The organism is Dehalobacter sp. DCA, assembly GCF_000305775.1.
Taxonomy (GTDB): Bacteria; Bacillota; Desulfitobacteriia; order Desulfitobacteriales; family Syntrophobotulaceae; genus Dehalobacter; species Dehalobacter alkaniphilus.
The window spans coordinates 1938699-1955000 of sequence record NC_018866.1; the positions used below are offsets into that span (position 1 = coordinate 1938699).

The following is a 16302-nucleotide window of genomic DNA, read 5'->3' on the forward strand; positions in this document are numbered from 1 at the left end:
CCTGGATGTGTATGCCTGGGTTATTCTGAGAGGATTTTTGCTAATTCTTCGGGGGTATTTACAGGCTCCCTGCAAGCAAAATCCCTGCAGACGTAAACCGATAGGTCCCTACCGACAGGGTAATCATCCATTCTTGGGATTAACTGTCCTAACGAACCGTCATTGTAGGCCACTGCAGCATATGGATGAAAATCCTTAAAAATGGCGGTCTGCATTTTTTCTAGCGTTTGATTAGCGGAAGATCCCGATAATACCAGTTCCTCGCCTTGATTTAAGGCGTATTGGATCGCCTGAAGGAAAGCTGTGTATCCCGGAGGATAGTCTTCAACAGTCGTCCGGAATGAATTGATTTGTTTTTCAGCCCGTTCTTGCCATTTTGACAGTCCGGTAAGTCTCCACAGCCTCCCTAGATTGCAGGCGCTCATTGAGTTCCCGGAAGGCATTGCACCGTCATAGATCTCCTTAGGCCTGAGTAGCAGTTCCTCAGCATCACAACCGGTAAAATAATATCCCCCGTTCGTTTCATCCCGGAACAGTTTTTCCTGCTCTTCCTGAAGAAATATCGCCTGCTCCAGGTATTCTGTTTTTCCGCACGCCGTATAGAGTTCCAGCAACCCGTGAACAAGAAAAGCATAATCATCGAGATAACCGGGAATACCTGCTTCCCCCTCCCTGTACCTGGCGAGCAGTCTGCCGCGGGAATCAAACATCTTGTCTCTGATAAAACCTGCGGCATTTTCTGCGGTTAGAAGAAGACTCTTTTTATCATTTTCCCAAGAGAGATCACCTGAGAGCACCTGCACTCCTTTGGCTAAAGCCCCAATCATCAAACCATTCCAGGAAACCAGGATCTTATCATCTTTAGCCGGACGAACCCTTTTCTCTCTTGCTGAAAACAGAATGGTATTACAAATGTCCAACATCTCGCCCAGTTCGTCTCCAGTCAGACTATAGCGGGAAGTGAGGTCCCCAACACCGACATGAAAGATGCGTGAAGGAATATTTTTTCCTTCATAATTACCTTCATCCGTTATGCCATACGCATCACAATAGATATCCGCCACTTCTTCCTTTTGCTTAGAAAGAGGTTTAAATCCGTTTTTAAGCTCTCTTTCTTTTTGAAGGGATTCAATTCCATCCTGGAGTGTTTTTCTAATCTCATCTTTGGACCAAAGATAGTATTTGCCCTCCTCCCCTTCAGAGTCGGCATCTTCCGCACTGTAAAAGCCTCCTTCCGCAGAAGTCATATCGCGCAGAACATACCCGAATATATTTTGCGCAACCCGGCGGTATTTTTGGTTTTTCGTCCGCTGATAAGCTTCTAAATAGACAAGGGCCAGACCGGCGTTGTCATAGAGCATCTTTTCAAAATGAGGAACCAGCCAGTAATGGTCTGTGCTATAGCGTGCAAAGCCAAACCCGATATGATCGAAGATCCCTCCGTCAGCCATGCTGTCCAATGTTTTTTCAACCATCGCCAGTGCTTTGCTCTGTGGCTCTTCCATTGAATACCGCAGTAAAAAACCCAGGTTATGGGGAGCCGGGAATTTCGGAGCACTGCCGAATCCCCCGTATTTTGAATCAAACTTGTTTTCCAGCAGTTCATATCCTTTGCCCAGTAGGGTTTTACCCCAGATAGCTATATCACCGCTGTCTTTTTCTTTCTCTGTAAATGGCAGGGTTTGCTTGTTCTTTGGCACGGCAGACGTGGCGTTTTTATCCCCACGATAATGCCTGGTAACTGTTTCGTAAAGTTCCGCTGCCGTTTGGATGACTTTATCTTTCTCTGTCTGCCACAGCTCACCTACCTGACTCAAAATATCCATGAGACCAGGACGTCCGTAATGGCTGTGTTTTGGGAAATAAGTTCCGGCAAAGAAAGGCTGTTTATCCGGCGTCATCAGCACTGTCAGCGGCCAGCCCCCTGCTCCGGTCATCACCTGGCAATAGGTCATGTACAGTTGGTCAATATCCGGTCTTTCTTCCCGGTCCACTTTAACCGGAATATAACTGCGGTTCAGAATTGCGGCGACTTCTTTATCCTCAAATGATTCCCGTTCCATCACATGGCACCAGTGACATGTGGAATAGCCGATGCTTAAGAATACCGGCTTGTTTTCCTCTTTGGCTTTTTGGAAGGCCTCTTCACCCCAGGGGAACCAATCCACTGGATTCAATGCATGTTGCAACAGGTATGGCGATTTTTCCCCTGCCAATCTGTTTGCGTTTCCGTGTACTTCGTTCATTTGGCATCAACCCCTTTCTTATCGTGTAGCTTTTCTTGTATATTATTTCCCCATTGAGGTTTTTTATCATTTGATATTAAGCGTGAACAATGCTTTGTACGATGAATATGCTGTTATTACACGAATGAGGAGGAGACAAAAATATGACGACGATAAACTCTAAAGAGTATTGGGACAGCCGGTTTGATGTTAATTGGGAAACGGCGGGGGGAAAGAATCAGACAAGATTTTTCATGAGGATACTGTTGGACAATCTGCCCGAAGAAGTGTGTAAATACATTAAGGATGAGAGTCCCTTTATCCTGGATTGGGGCTGCGCTCTGGGACAAGGAGCTGAGGAGATTAGCAAAAGATTTCCAAACGCTCATGTGACCGGTCTGGACTTTTCAGAGATCGCTGTCAAAAAATGCAAAGCTGATTACCCATCCGGCAATTTCCGTTCGGAAATCCTCGATCCTCAAAAAGATCGCTTTAATGTTATTACCTCCAGCAACTGTCTTGAGCACTTTCCGAACCCGGCTGAAGTATTTGCTCAACATCTCTTAAGTACCGGCCAATATTATATACTTCTAGTTCCTTATAATGAAAAGCCTCCAATTTGTCCTGAGCATCAGATTATTCTTTCAGAAAACAGTTTTCCCTTAGAAATCAATGGCTTTGGGAGATGCTTTTTGAAAATCATAAATTCCCAAGACAAAGGATACTGGTGCGGCCAGCAAATGTTAATGATCTATAAAAGGCTTTCAGCCGCACAAAACAATTCAGATCCTTAGTTCTCTGATCTTAGCGGTTTCCCTTATGCTTGCTCTCCGTTCAATGTAAGGAAGAACATCCTCACTAACCCTGACCTCATACGAGTGCCTTCTGTGCACATACTCCTGCCCTAGCCGGGCAACCCTGATACGTTCCTGGTCATGGGCCAAGTAAAATAACACTTTGCTCACGGCCTCTTCTTTATCCCTGACAAGTTCAAGGTGGGTTCCCTCACGGAAAATATAGGCACTGGCCTTGGTATATTGACAAAGATAGAATCCCCCGCAAGAAAGCACCTCATAATTCCGCATACTGGTCTGCGTAATACTGGAGGAATCACACTGAAATCCTAGAATGATTCTGGCAGAAGCACATAGATCCGGCAGCTTCTCATTGGGAAAAATCCCGGCGAAATGGTCTTCATTATCTCCTAGAAAAGCGCGGGCCTGTGGATTACTGTCCCAATTGTACCCCCAAATGCGATACTTATAACCTAATCCCAGCAAAGGCTTTAACAAAATGTTAAAGCCCTCTATTCTGGAAGCAAAATTGTACCAACTAGCCTGCACCGCAAAATCCAGATCACACTGGGGCCTATATACCCCGCTTCGGTGGAATTCAGGATTGCAGCCAAACATAAGGAGATGGGCCTGAATTCCTTGATTCCGGTATTCACGGATACACTCCAAAGCGGTCGTAAATACAATATCGGCCATTTTTGCTATAGGCAGTGTTCTAGCAAAACCCACCGGATCTTCAATACTCCAGTAAATAAACCCGCAGCCATACTTTTCACAGGCCATGGAAATGCCAAGTGCCAGTTCCCCCTGATAGCCTTCCAGGATGACATAATCTGGTCCATATCGGGCTATGCATTTGTCAATATAGCTATTAATCTTATCCTGCTCGGTATAGGGAACGCGGATAACCTGTCCGTCCAATTCCAGAGTCACCATTTCGTCACCCATACAGGCCATAGGAAATATTTTTGTTTCCTCTCCATTTTTTTCAAAACCAGGCATCAGCCCATACTTCATGATTGGTGATGCGGAAAAGCAGGCAATTTTCAACAACTGTTCCCCTTTCAAGACAAGACCATTGTCGTTCTGTTACTACACCGCCACATAGGAGAATTTGATATCGATATAATTTGTCGGATCAGTTCCATCGGTACCAAGTCGGTAATAAAGGCCTTCATTTGCTGATATCGAATCACAATCCACATCTTCACATATTAGCGCGCCATATGATGCACCCGGAAAACTCGTACTTCTTACGACTCTGGTAAAAGTGACTTCATCAGGGCTCCGGTATAAGTCAATTTCAATACAACTTGTAGAACTCATCGAGCAATAAATTTTATTAATACAATTAATTGTATATGCAAAACCAACAAAATTTATTGGCAGAATCATCTGGTAGGAACCTCTTATACTTTGTTGGGCATCTGTTGCATTGTTTCCATCAAGAAAATACCTTGAAAAGCCGGCACGCCTTAAAGAGTTCAGAGAACAGCCGCTACATGTTGTTGACAGGGTTATGGGTGTATTGGAATCCTCTTCTCTCTCCACAATATAAACATTCTGACCTGCCACCACCTGGACATCGTCAAGTGCAAACCTCTGACTTGTCCAATAGGCTGTGCATTCAGGGTTATTGCTCTCGCCTGCTGCATATAGAATACTGATATCCGCCTCGCCTCGGATTGCTTTGGCTAATAATTTTACTGTGTCAGCCAATCCAGATTGAATCTCAATATGAACATTTCCCGCGGGAGGTGTTGCTCCGAGAGTATCTAAAAACGTATAGATTCTGCTGCCAAGTGTCAAGGTTTCCGAGTCATTGATCGCAGTAAAAGCTGCCGAGCCCAACCTACTGCAAAGATCGGGAAGGTATGCCATTTTTTTCTACCTCCATTTTTGATACTTGTACTACAAAATATGCAAAACTCTGGAATCTGTTACTTGGCAATATTAACTCTTTGGATACAGTAAATTTAGCGACTCATGCAATGCGTCAGCTGAAACAGAGGATGATCCTTTTATTACACCTTCCAGGAAAGCTTTGTTACTTAGGCTCATCGCATCTTCCGGCTTGGTTTCCAATGCCAAGCTGTTGTAGTATAAGGCTTCTTTGGGATGCCCCACCCGGTAATAGCACGAACAAAGCTCCGTATAAGGGATAAAGTCCCAACAATCATATTCAACCATGCTCCATGTTTGGTTTGGTTTTTTCAATTTAGTAGCCAGTTCAAACCAAAAAATGGCCTTTTTATAATCCTCTCTGCTCTTATAATAATAACCAAGCCTGCAGCAAACCTCAGCCCGTGGTATATCGTACTTAAAACTTTTGTGCAGGGAATCCAGCACTTTGTCATGATTGTTCTGGGCAGCATAACAGATGGCTAACCGGATACACGCATCCAGATAATAGGGCATAATATCTTCACTGCTGTCTAACAAATTCTCAAAATTTTTGATGGCCTCGGCAAATCTTCCGCAATTAAAAAGTTCTCTCGCAAAATAGTAAAGGTTTCTGACATTTAACTTTTTCCCCTCAGCCAGTATTTTTTCATAAATGCTCAAATTCCTTGGCGAATTGCACTTTATTCCCGTATGACAGATACAGATATCTGTCGTTAAAATTTCACCGTTAAAATCCAGGTACTCGTGCACCGGCTCCCGCCACTGGAAATTCTTGCTCCGCTTAACAAGTCGTTCCCGGTAAAAGGTTGACATGGAATCTCCTATTACCCCGGTGTTCACACAATACTTCATCAGCACAACATCCACATTGGGATTAAGCACATGCTTCAATTGCATCAGGGCAAACTGGTCATGATTTTTCAGGATATCGTCGGCGTCCAGCCACAAGATATAATCCATACTAGCCTTGGCAAAAGAAAAATTCCTGGCAGCCGCAAAATCGTCCATCCATTCCCAGTCATAAATTCTAGCCTGGTGCAAACAAGCAATTTCCTTGCTTTTATCGTCCGACCCGGTATCCACCACGATAATTTCATCTACAATATTCTTCACACAATTAAGGACATTGAGCAGATGTTCTTCTTCATTTTTGACGATCATACATAAGCTGATGGTAATCATAGCACCCTCCTCTTTGCTACTATATTCAAATGCCAAACGATAAGGAACTTTTTTCAATTCTTATTTGATATGAGCATCCGGTCAGCGTATTGATTGCTGACCGGATGAAAAACGGAATTTGATTTAATGACGACTGAAATGAAGCTTTCCGCCAACGTGTTATTGTTATTAGGGCAGAAGCGGTACAAATTCACCCGCTCTGAAGGTATTCGCCGGGCTCAATTCTCCGCTGGCGAGACGGAAAGCCGACCAAATATAGATTCCATCCTGGACATTGGTTAGTGTAACCTCATACCTATTCAAGACTGTTGCATTAAGATTCAAACTAGCAAATTCTATTACATTGCCTGGCGCAATGGTCAGTAGGGTTGGCGTCCCAAGGGCCGCAATTCCCGTACTTGAAGAATAATCAAAGACCGAAAGCGTTACACTGACAGTAGCTGCTGTATTGTTCAAAACCTCGACGTAAAAATCATCATTATTATTCGGATTATCTCTTTGAGCAATACCGGTAGTCAAATCCTTACTGAAGCTTTGTTTCAATAATTGGAATACTTCGGTTTTAATCTCTTCTAAACCAAAGGTCGGGCTATAAATAGCCGTGTAGACACCTTCGACCAGGGTGCCGATACTGAAGACTTCGGTCTTAATCTCCGCTAACCCAAACGTCGGGCTATAGACTGCTGTATAGATTGCTTCGATAAATGTGCTCCCGGACAAATTTTCTACTGTCGTGAAAATGGCTTCAACCAAGGTTCCAATTGAAAATACTTCGGTCTTAATCTCAGCCAACCCAAACGTCGGGCTAAACACTGCTCCTTCGATTGCTGCTACTTCAGACTTGATCTCACCTAAGCTGAAGGTTGAGCCTACCAAGGTCGTGTAGATCCCTTCGACCAGAGTGCCGATGCTGAATACCTCTGTCTTGATCTCTGCCAATCCAAACGTCGGACTGAATACCGCTCCCTCGATTGCTGCTACTTCGGATTTGATCTCACCTAAACTGAAGGTTGAGCTTACTAAAGTCGTGTAGATTCCTTCGACCAGTGTCCCGATGCTAAAGACTTCCGTCTTAATCTCTGCTAATCCGAATGTCGGACTGAACACCGCTCCTTCGATTGCGGCGACCTCAGATTTGATCTCACCTAAGCTGAAGGTTGAGCCTACTAAGGTCGTGTAGATTCCTTCGACCAGTGTCCCGATGCTAAAGACTTCCGTCTTAATCTCTGCTAATCCGAATGTCGGACTGAACACCGCTCCTTCGATTGCTGCCACTTCAGACTTGATTTCCTGCAGACTGAAAGTGGAACCGACTAACGCCGTATAGATGCCCTCGACCAATGTGCCAATACTAAAGACTTCCGTCTTGATCTCGGCCAATCCAAACGTTGGGCTGAACACTGCTCCTTCAATTGCTGCCACTTCAGATTTGATCTCACCTAAGCTGAAAGTTGAGCCTACTAAGGTCGTGTAGATTCCTTCGACAAGTGTGCCGATGCTGAATACTTCTGTCTTAATCTCTGCCAATCCGAATGTCGGACTGAAGACCGCTCCTTCGATCGCTGCGACCTCGGATTTGATCTCTGCTAACCCAAATGTTGCACCGATTATGCTCGTGTAGATACTTTCAATCAAGGTTCCAATGCTGAACACTTCTGTCTTGATCTCTGCCAACCCAAATGTCGGGCTGAACACCGCTCCTTCGATTGCTGCTACTTCAGATTTGATCTCTGCTAATCCAAAGGTTGCTCCGATGATGCTCGTGTAGATACTCTCAATCAGAGTACCAATACTAAACACTTCTGTCTTAATCTCAGCTAACCCAAACGTCGGGCTAAACACTGCTCCTTCGATCGCTGCTACTTCGGACTTGATCTCACCCAAGCTAAAGGTTGAGCTGACCAAGGTCGTGTAGATGCCTTCGACTAACGTGCCAATGCTAAAGACTTCCGTCTTAATCTCAGCTAACCCAAATGTCGGGCTGAAAACCGCTCCTTCAATCGCTGCGACTTCAGACTTGATCTCACCTAAGCTGAAGGTTGAGCTTACCAAGGTCGTGTAGATGCCTTCAACTAACGTGCCAATGCTGAACACTTCGGTCTTGATCTCAGCCAAACCGAATGTCGGGCTGAAAACCGCTCCTTCGATTGCTGCTACTTCAGATTTGATCTCTGCTAACCCAAAGGTTGCTCCGATGATACTCGTGTAGATACTCTCAATCAGAGTACCAATACTAAACACTTCTGTCTTAATCTCCGCTAACCCAAACGTCGGGCTGAACACTGCTCCTTCGATTGCTGCTACTTCGGATTTGATCTCCTGGAGGCTGAAGGTTGAGCTTACTAAGGTCGTGTAGATTCCTTCGACCAGTGTGCCGATGCTAAAGACTTCGGTCTTGATCTCCGCCAACCCAAATGTTGGGCTAAACACTGCTCCTTCGATTGCTGCTACTTCAGATTTGATCTCACCTAAGCTGAAAGTTGAGCCTACTAAGGTCGTGTAGATTCCTTCGACCAATGTGCCGATGCTGAATACTTCTGTCTTAATCTCTGCCAATCCGAATGTCGGACTGAAGACCGCTCCTTCGATCGCTGCGACCTCGGATTTGATCTCTGCTAATCCAAAGGTTGCACCGATTATGCTCGTATAGATACTTTCAATCAAGGTTCCAATGCTGAATACTTCGGTCTTGATCTCTGCCAACCCAAACGTCGGACTGAACACTGCTCCTTCGATTGCTGCTACTTCGGATTTGATCTCTGCTAACCCAAAGGTTGCTCCGATTATGCTCGTGTAGATACTTTCAATCAAGGTTCCAATGCTGAACACTTCGGTCTTGATCTCTGCCAACCCAAACGTCGGACTGAACACTGCTCCTTCGATTGCTGCTACTTCGGATTTGATCTCTGCTAACCCAAAGGTTGCTCCGATTATGCTCGTATAGATACTTTCAATTAAGGTTCCAATACTAAAGACTTCGGTCTTGATCTCGGCCAACCCAAACGTCGGACTGAAGACTGCTCCTTCGATTGCTGCTACTTCGGATTTGATCTCTGCTAATCCAAAGGTTGCTCCGATGATGCTCGTATAGATACTTTCAATCAAGGTTCCAATGCTAAAGACTTCGGTCTTGATTTCCGCTAACCCAAATGTCGGACTGAACACTGCTCCTTCGATTGCGGCGACTTCGGATTTGATCTCTGCTAATCCAAAGGTTGCTCCGATGATGCTCGTATAGATGCTCTCCAGCAGTGTACCGATACTGAATACTTCGGTCTTAATCTCTGCAAGTCCGAATGTTGGACTATCTAACTTTTTCTCAATATTCTGGACTTCAAACTCGATAAGCTGAACCTCGGATTTGATCTCCTGCAGGCCAAAAAACGGATGGTAAACAGCGTCTTCTATAGATTTTACTTCTGTTTTAATTTCTGCTAGTCCAAAAGTTGGGCTTTCAAGCAATTTCAATATTTTCTTGCAGTCAGAATGCTTATGACAGTGTTCCTTTTTTTTACAATGGAATTTAAGTGCCTTATTGCAGAGAAATAGTACGCCTGCTGCAGTAATACATATTTTTTTATTATTAACAATCACAATCTTTTTTCTGCCAGGCAAATTCTTGGGACATGTTTCATTATCTGGCTTTCTTTCATGAACAATTTTTAACGTCTCACCACATAAGAAAAGTCCCCCCAGTACCTCAATACATATTAATGACTTTTCACATATTTGTTTGATCGTTGTTAAAGAATTCTCTTTCCGTAATACCGCTTCAACTCCAGGACTTTCTTTGATATTGTCTATCTGAGACCTTATTGATACAAAACCGTCTTCAATAACATTAATTATTGATTCCAGTATACTGGGTTTAACACCGGTTTTATTAGAAATAAATTTTAAGGTGTCCAATATAGATTTATAGCTATTAAATGCTCGCGCGCTGGAAGCCTTAATTTCTGAAAAATAAAGTCCTTTTTCAGAACTATCTAGACTTTGTATATCCCCAACATCTTTTATACTGCTTACTGACGATTGAATATCTCTTAATTCATCTTTTATGATTTGTAAGCAGTCAACAAAATTTTTGCGAGATATTTTTCCACTTGCTTTTTGTTCATTTTCGGGGTTATCGACCACCATTCTTCCTCCTTTTATTATTAGAAATTCTTTTTTGTGTTAAATTTAACCAATATTTCAGTACATGCTTATAAATATGCTTTTTAGGACATGAGGTGTGCAGATAAATCTTAGGCTTTAAAAAATTACAAAAAAATAACCGAAAATTATTCTTCGGTATAGCTTTTACTTACAAGCAATCACAATGAACAATCAGACCCCGGAGCCAGTAACAATATCGCTCCAGGGTCTGGAAATTTAAAAAGCTGAGGTTTTGAGATATTCGTGTATCTCAATGGACCTGATACATCCCTTTGCTTTGCATATAGTTATAAATAGATTCGCCATGCTGCTGCTCTTCTGTCTGGATATGATTTAATACTTTGCGGATGTTGGTGTCTCTGAATTCAAAAATGGCCGTATTGTACGTCGAAGCAATATGTTTTTCCGTTGAAAGCATATCCTGACAAAGATCGGCATCCTGCTGATTGACCATTCCGGCCTGTCCCATACCGGACGTCATAAACTGGGGCTGTTGCTGCTGTTGGCCCTGTTGGCCCTGTTGGATATTCGGTATCCCGCCGCTTAAAATCTGGTTAAGGCTTGTTAGATGCTCCTGCTCTTTTTGCGCCAGGCTCTGAAACAACTGTTGAAGCTGCAGATCCTGGGCCTGACCGGCATAGTTATTGTACTTCTTAATACACAGTTCTTCATGGCTCTTGGAATCTTCCAATAAAGATCTTTCTTTACTTGTAAGCTGCATCATGTAACCCTCCAACATTTTTGATGATCTATGATCTTGCTGAAATTGTTCCTAAAGATACGAAAATGAAAGAGGGAACCGCAAAACTACTACTTTGTAGTGGTTGGCGATACCCTCTTTCATTTTTTAGTGAACCGTATACATTCCTTTATTTTGCATATACCTGAAGATTTCTTCCCCCTGCCTTTGCTTTTCACTCTGTATACTATTCAGGTCCTGACGGAGGGAGGTATCCTGGATTTCAAAAATTACTGTATTATAGGCCCCAGAGAGATATTTTTCTGTTGAGAGCATATCATGGCAAAGCATCGAATCTTTTTGACCCGTCATGCCCTGAAGCTGGCCTGATGTTCCGGAAGTTTGGCTCAAACTTTGATCGATTTTTTGGACATGCTGCTGTTCATGCTGCGCCATGTTCTGAAAGAGTTGTTTGAGTTGCGGATCTTGAGCTTGATTGGCAAATTCACTGCATTTTTGAGCAAACATTTGCTCGTGGCTTTTCAGGTCCTCTAAAAGCATTTTTTCTTTCTGGCTTAATTGCATTTCAGTTCCTCCTATTATCAATCTCCATTATATTTTGCTGAAAATCTATTGTTATTATGCAAAAAGTTAAAATTCAATTATTCTTCTTTGTATAATCAATAAGAATATTGCAAGACTATAGAAGGTAACGAACGATTAAAATCTGAATGAAGGGAGAAATACATTTGTTCAAACATGATAAGCAGCTGCTGAAAGATGTACGCGTCGACGGTCCTAACCCAAATTATGCATCTTTAATGTTAGATCAATTAGGCGGACCGCATGGTGAGCTCAAAGCAGCTTTACAGTATCTGTCTCAGAGTTATCGCATCAAAGATGAAAAGATTAAGGATCTTTTCATGGATATTGCTTCAGAAGAATTAAGTCATATGGAAATGGTCGCCCAGACAGTCAATCTATTAAATGGCCACACGCTTGAAGCCATGAATACTTCTGTTGGCACCGTGGAATCACATGTCATCGGCGGACTTGCCCCCATGTTAACCAATGCTTCAGGCTATCCCTGGACCGGAGCATATATCGAGTGTACCGGCGATCTCGCTGCGGATCTACTGTCAGATATATCGGCTGAAACAAGGGCAAAAGTAGTTTATGAATATCTCTACCGGCAGATTAACGATAAAGGGGTAAGAGAAACGATTGACTTCCTTTTGAATAGGGAAGAAGCACATAATACACTTTTCCGGGAAGCATTCAATATGCTCCAGAATACAGGCTCACTCCAAGACTGGGGAGTTACTCAGGATTCCAAGGTATACTTTGATCTCTCAACACCTGGAAAGTACTTCAATGAACTTAAAGACCCCCAAGCGCCAAGATTCAATACTCCTGATCAACCCCACTAAATATAATAAAAACAACCCGGGATTTAATTCTCGGGTTGTTTGTGTTTTTCCTGTCATTAATTCTATCGTTGTCCTATCGTATATTAGAACTCAAGGCTTTTCCATTTTTTATACTTGGTCAATTCCTTGTCTAACTGGTTGAATATTAGCGCAAGAACAGCAGCATCATCGACTAGCCCCAGTGCAGCAATCCAATCAGGAACAAGATCAACAGGGGATACGAAATAGATAAGTCCGGCAATTACAGAAATTATGGCCGTTTTGGAGATCGTTCTGTAATCACCGTTTAACCAGTCTTTTAATAAAGAAAAGAGCAACTGAATTTTATCCCAGATATTCTGGATTACATCGCGGTTTTTATTGTTATCCGCTTTTTTCAGGGCTTCAGTAAGCAAATTTTCCGTCTTTACAGGGTTGTCCACATAGTCTTTAGCCTTGTTCTGCCAGCGCTCCATCTCCTGTGGCTCAACTATGATCTCTGCATCTTCGTATTGTTCAATTTCCTTAATATTATCAGCCATTTTTCTATCCTCCTGAATGCACCTTTACGACGAAAACTTTTGGCGAAGAGCAAAAATGACACTTGGTAAAACAGTGATGAAAATAATCGCAAAAATGATTAATGAAAAGTTCTGTTCGACTGTCGGAATGTTCCCAAAATAATATCCGCCCATCATAAAAAGTGAAATCCAGGCCAAAGCCCCACATATATTGTAGAGCATGAACTTCCACAGCCTCATGTTGCTGATCCCTCCGACAAATGGTGCAAATGTCCGGATAATTGGTAAAAACCGTGAAATAAAAATCGTTTTCCCGCCATGTTTTTCATAAAAACCATGAGTTTGAATGAGATATTTCTTTTTAAAGAGTCTGTTGTCTTTCCAATTGAAGGCTTTCTGTCCAAAAAATCTTCCAATAAAATAATTCTGCGTATTTCCTGCGATTGCCGCAATAAGCAGTAAGATAAAAGCAAATTTAATATCCATCGCCCCTGTTGCTCCCAGAGCCCCGATGACAAAAAGCAAAGAATCCCCCGGCAGAAACGGTGTTACAACAAGTCCGGTTTCACAAAAAATGATTAAAAAGATAATCAGATACGCCCAGACACCGTACGTTTGGACCAACATATCCAGGTATTTGTCAATATGTAAGACAATATCAATCAAACTCGTAATAAATTCCATCAAATTCTCCTTCATTCAAACAAGCATTTTAAATAAACACGTTAGATTTTCGAATCATTTCCTTGCCTTTAATATAGTAATATAACCATGACAAAAGAACAAGAAACAACTAATATTAAATCTTGATAATCAGATTAGCAGCCTGCTCTTAAAATTGTCTTAGAATTCTATCAAAAATATGTAATAAATCCCACTATGATTAGCACAAATAAGCAGAACAAGCAATTTCGATATTATGATTGCCCTTAAACTGCTCAATCTTTATTGCGTCTTGGAGTATTTCACCCTGATTAGAGATATACTGTCCGACGATCTCTTCAACCTCGGGAAGTGCATTCAAATCTTTTAAATAAACCATAAAAGAATAAACCCGATTTAAACTGCTCCCTGCCGACTCCAGCGTATTCTTCAGGTTCTCCAAGCACTGCCTGACAGCCTGCTTGAAGTCACCATCAATAAGCCTTTGGTCAAGTGGAGAAAAGGGCTGTATAGCAGAACCGTGATAATAATTTTCTATGATAACCCCTTGTGAGAAAGGCCCTTCAGACAGAAAAAGCTTTCCGTTATTGATATATTTTTTTTGACCTCGGTAGGCTGAAAATTCCAGTTCAACATCGGCTGTGCTTTCTAAATCTGCAATTTGAATAAAAACCCGGATAGGGTAATTTCCTTCTTTAAAATATAAAGAAAAGACTTCATCAATCTGGGAACCAAGTCCGATATTTCTAACCATAATGAGTACTGAATAAATATCTTCCAGCTTAAAATCTTTTTTTCTCATAAGAACTCTGGCCATTTCAAGTATTCTTTTCGTTTGAGTTCTGATATCTTTATCTGCTAAGTTATTAACAAAATAGTCAATGAGCTCCAGGCTGGAAAAAAATAGATAGTTATCGTCTTCACCATTATGCCCGGGCTGATTTTCTTTAGTCCGAAGTGTATCCATCATTTACTCTCCATTTACTGCTATTTCTCAATCAATTTACCCTATAGTATACTGAATTATTCATGGAAAGCAAAGGGGTACATTGTTTACATGTACCCCTTTAGTTACCTGCGCTGTTCCCTTACCATCCTTAGCACCACGGCACTAAGCCATCCATATATGAAGAGACTACATCCTGACTTTAGGACTTATAAGACGAAAAACTGCTAGCACTCAGCCCTGAAAACCGTTTAGATAGCGGAGTTCAGGGCTGATTTTTATGTAGAAAATATATTATATTTTGTCCTATTATGTCCTTTTATATTAGTTGCGATTATGGTATAATAGTTTTAGATATTTTTATCCAGAGGAGCCTTCTGTATGTACGTTGCCATAACAGGCTCGGGCAAGGCCCGGGTCATACAGTTTAGAGAAGATACCCGTATTCCGGGAACAACGAAGAAAAAGACGCATGTCGTGAAGACGATTGGTAACTATGAACGAATGCTCGCTGAGGATCCGGACATTATTGCCAAGCTTAAGGCTGAAGCAGCTGAACTGACAAGGGCAAAGAAGGAAACGAACGCTCCTCTCGCTTTAAGCGTTACCGTTATGGACATCACATCACCTCAGGATGTTGTTCCTTCCTTCAGGTTCGGTCATGCGCTAATCAAACAGCTTTGGAGCACTATGGGGTTAGACGCCTTTTTTCTTGCTAATTGCGGAAAGCGCAATGCTACAGCTGTTGGACAAGCTCTATTCTACCTTGTCGCCCATCGCTGCGCAGATCCTTGCAGTATCCATGCGAGTGCATTGGAACAGAATTCCTATGCGGGTATCCTTTCTCTTGGGATCGATGTCCTTTACGATGTTCTTGATGTACTCTCCCAGCAGAAAGAGGCCATCATAAGCCACCTTGCTGACTTCTTTGAAAAGAAAACCAGCCGCAGTGGTCCTGAAGCATACTATGACGTCACAACGTACGCTTTTGAGAGCACCCGCTGGGGCGAATTACGAATGTTTGGCTTCTCGAAGGATCACAAAAATAACGAAGTTCAGGTGGTCATGGGGCTGCTTTTGGACAACAACGGCATACCCATAACGTATGAACTTTTTCCAGGCAACACGATGGATCAGTGTACTCTGACCCGATCGGTAGAGAAGCTTAAGAGTCTGTACAGGCTGGAAAAGATCACGGTGGTTGCCGACAGAGGACTCAACAGCGGCAGCAATCTTGAGTACCTCTGCAAGGGTGGGCACGACTTCGTCATCAGCTATACTTTAAAGCGTTCTCCTGACTCCTTTAAGGAACTTGTATGGAACGACGAAGGATGGCAAGATAGTGTGGACCTTGCCACAGGGGAGATAACCTCTCGTTCCAAGATCGTAGAGCAAATACTGGAGGTCAAGGTTCCCATAGATCAGGATGAGGAAAGTGCTGAAAAGAAAAAAAGAGGAAGGCCCAGGAAGTACACTATTGAAAAAATTCCCGTAAAGATACACTTAACCTGGTCGGCCAAACGGGCTAACAAAGACAGATCCGACAGGGAACGCGTACTAGAGAAGCTCAAGAAACGCCTTGACAAACCCTATCAGCTTAAGGCTGCAGTAAAACGGGGTTGCAATCAGTTTTTGCAGATGGAGCTTGACACAGAAGATTGGAAGCTGGATGAAGCAAAAATTGAGCAAGCCGCCCGCTATGATGGGTATTATGCGGTCATTACCAACAACCTGAACTTGAGCACAGATGAGGTTTCCAAGATATACGGAGGACTATGGAAGATCGAAGAGAGTTTTAGAATACTTAAGACTGACCTTAG

The 16302-nt window shown here is 42.7% G+C and carries 13 protein-coding genes (1 of these 13 cut by a window edge); 3 read left to right on the forward strand and 10 right to left on the reverse strand.

Features of this window, described 5'->3' with window-relative positions:
- Window positions 1-20: 20 nt before the first annotated feature.
- Window positions 21-2246: a thioredoxin domain-containing protein gene (locus tag DHBDCA_RS09370; protein ID WP_015043983.1), complete on the reverse strand. Its 2226-nt coding sequence runs from the start codon at window positions 2244-2246 to the stop codon at window positions 21-23.
- 143 nt (window positions 2247-2389) lie between these two features.
- Here DHBDCA_RS09370 and DHBDCA_RS09375 point away from each other — a divergent pair, with 143 nt between their 5' ends.
- Window positions 2390-3019, forward strand: coding sequence for a class I SAM-dependent methyltransferase (locus DHBDCA_RS09375; protein WP_015043984.1), 630 nt, complete (start codon window positions 2390-2392; stop codon window positions 3017-3019).
- On the opposite strand, the gene DHBDCA_RS09380 is transcribed toward DHBDCA_RS09375, so the two are convergent.
- From DHBDCA_RS09380 to DHBDCA_RS09405, 6 genes are all read right to left on the reverse strand, one after another.
- Window positions 3008-4069, reverse strand: a complete 1062-nt coding sequence (locus tag DHBDCA_RS09380) for a CgeB family protein (protein ID WP_015043985.1) — start codon at window positions 4067-4069, stop codon at window positions 3008-3010. The two genes, DHBDCA_RS09375 and DHBDCA_RS09380, sit on opposite strands and share 12 nt — an antisense overlap.
- Window positions 4070-4111: 42 nt before the next feature.
- The gene (locus DHBDCA_RS09385) at window positions 4112-4900 is read right to left on the reverse strand and encodes a hypothetical protein (RefSeq protein ID WP_015043986.1); all 789 of its coding nucleotides are present in this window, start codon (window positions 4898-4900) and stop codon (window positions 4112-4114) included.
- A 72-nt stretch (window positions 4901-4972) separates the two neighbouring features.
- Window positions 4973-6106, reverse strand: coding sequence for a glycosyltransferase (locus tag DHBDCA_RS09390; protein ID WP_015043987.1), 1134 nt, complete (start codon window positions 6104-6106; stop codon window positions 4973-4975).
- Between the two features lie 168 nt (window positions 6107-6274).
- Window positions 6275-9574, reverse strand: a complete 3300-nt coding sequence (locus tag DHBDCA_RS09395; protein WP_242824888.1) for a hypothetical protein — start codon at window positions 9572-9574, stop codon at window positions 6275-6277.
- Between the two features lie 940 nt (window positions 9575-10514).
- Window positions 10515-10988, reverse strand: a complete 474-nt coding sequence (locus DHBDCA_RS09400) for a spore coat protein (protein WP_015043989.1) — start codon at window positions 10986-10988, stop codon at window positions 10515-10517.
- A 123-nt stretch (window positions 10989-11111) separates the two neighbouring features.
- A complete protein-coding gene (locus tag DHBDCA_RS09405; protein ID WP_015043990.1) occupies window positions 11112-11528 on the reverse strand; it encodes a spore coat protein in 417 nt (138 codons plus the stop codon).
- A 164-nt stretch (window positions 11529-11692) separates the two neighbouring features.
- Here DHBDCA_RS09405 and DHBDCA_RS09410 point away from each other — a divergent pair, with 164 nt between their 5' ends.
- Window positions 11693-12373: a manganese catalase family protein gene (locus tag DHBDCA_RS09410; protein ID WP_015043991.1), complete on the forward strand. Its 681-nt coding sequence runs from the start codon at window positions 11693-11695 to the stop codon at window positions 12371-12373.
- Between the two features lie 83 nt (window positions 12374-12456).
- Here the strand turns inward: DHBDCA_RS09410 and DHBDCA_RS09415 are convergent, their stop codons facing one another.
- The 3 genes from DHBDCA_RS09415 to DHBDCA_RS09425 form a co-directional block, all read right to left on the reverse strand.
- Window positions 12457-12894, reverse strand: coding sequence for a YkvA family protein (locus DHBDCA_RS09415; RefSeq protein WP_015043992.1), 438 nt, complete (start codon window positions 12892-12894; stop codon window positions 12457-12459).
- A 24-nt stretch (window positions 12895-12918) separates the two neighbouring features.
- A complete protein-coding gene (locus tag DHBDCA_RS09420) occupies window positions 12919-13557 on the reverse strand; it encodes a DedA family protein (protein WP_015043993.1) in 639 nt (212 codons plus the stop codon).
- Between the two features lie 199 nt (window positions 13558-13756).
- Window positions 13757-14506, reverse strand: a complete 750-nt coding sequence (locus DHBDCA_RS09425) for a Rid family hydrolase (RefSeq protein WP_015043994.1) — start codon at window positions 14504-14506, stop codon at window positions 13757-13759.
- Between the two features lie 357 nt (window positions 14507-14863).
- Here DHBDCA_RS09425 and DHBDCA_RS09430 point away from each other — a divergent pair, with 357 nt between their 5' ends.
- Window positions 14864-16302 carry the 5' portion of an IS1634 family transposase gene (locus DHBDCA_RS09430; RefSeq protein WP_015042137.1) on the forward strand. Its footprint extends 331 nt past the window's final position, so 1439 of the gene's 1770 nt are visible here — the first part of the coding sequence; it begins with the start codon at window positions 14864-14866; its stop codon lies off the right edge, out of view.

Excerpts from the sequence above, each read along its gene's own strand:
- DHBDCA_RS09370 (WP_015043983.1), bottom strand. The coding sequence starts at position 2,246 with ATGAACGAAGTACACGGAAACGCAAACAGATTGGCAGGGGAAAAATCG.
- DHBDCA_RS09375 (WP_015043984.1), top strand. The coding sequence starts at position 2,390 with ATGACGACGATAAACTCTAAAGAGTATTGGGACAGCCGGTTTGATGTT.
- DHBDCA_RS09385 (WP_015043986.1), bottom strand. The coding sequence starts at position 4,900 with ATGGCATACCTTCCCGATCTTTGCAGTAGGTTGGGCTCGGCAGCTTTT.
- DHBDCA_RS09390 (WP_015043987.1), bottom strand. The coding sequence starts at position 6,106 with ATGATTACCATCAGCTTATGTATGATCGTCAAAAATGAAGAAGAACAT.
- DHBDCA_RS09400 (WP_015043989.1), bottom strand. The coding sequence starts at position 10,988 with ATGATGCAGCTTACAAGTAAAGAAAGATCTTTATTGGAAGATTCCAAG.
- DHBDCA_RS09405 (WP_015043990.1), bottom strand. The coding sequence starts at position 11,528 with ATGCAATTAAGCCAGAAAGAAAAAATGCTTTTAGAGGACCTGAAAAGC.
- DHBDCA_RS09415 (WP_015043992.1), bottom strand. The coding sequence starts at position 12,894 with ATGGCTGATAATATTAAGGAAATTGAACAATACGAAGATGCAGAGATC.
- DHBDCA_RS09420 (WP_015043993.1), bottom strand. The coding sequence starts at position 13,557 with ATGGAATTTATTACGAGTTTGATTGATATTGTCTTACATATTGACAAA.
- DHBDCA_RS09425 (WP_015043994.1), bottom strand. The coding sequence starts at position 14,506 with ATGATGGATACACTTCGGACTAAAGAAAATCAGCCCGGGCATAATGGT.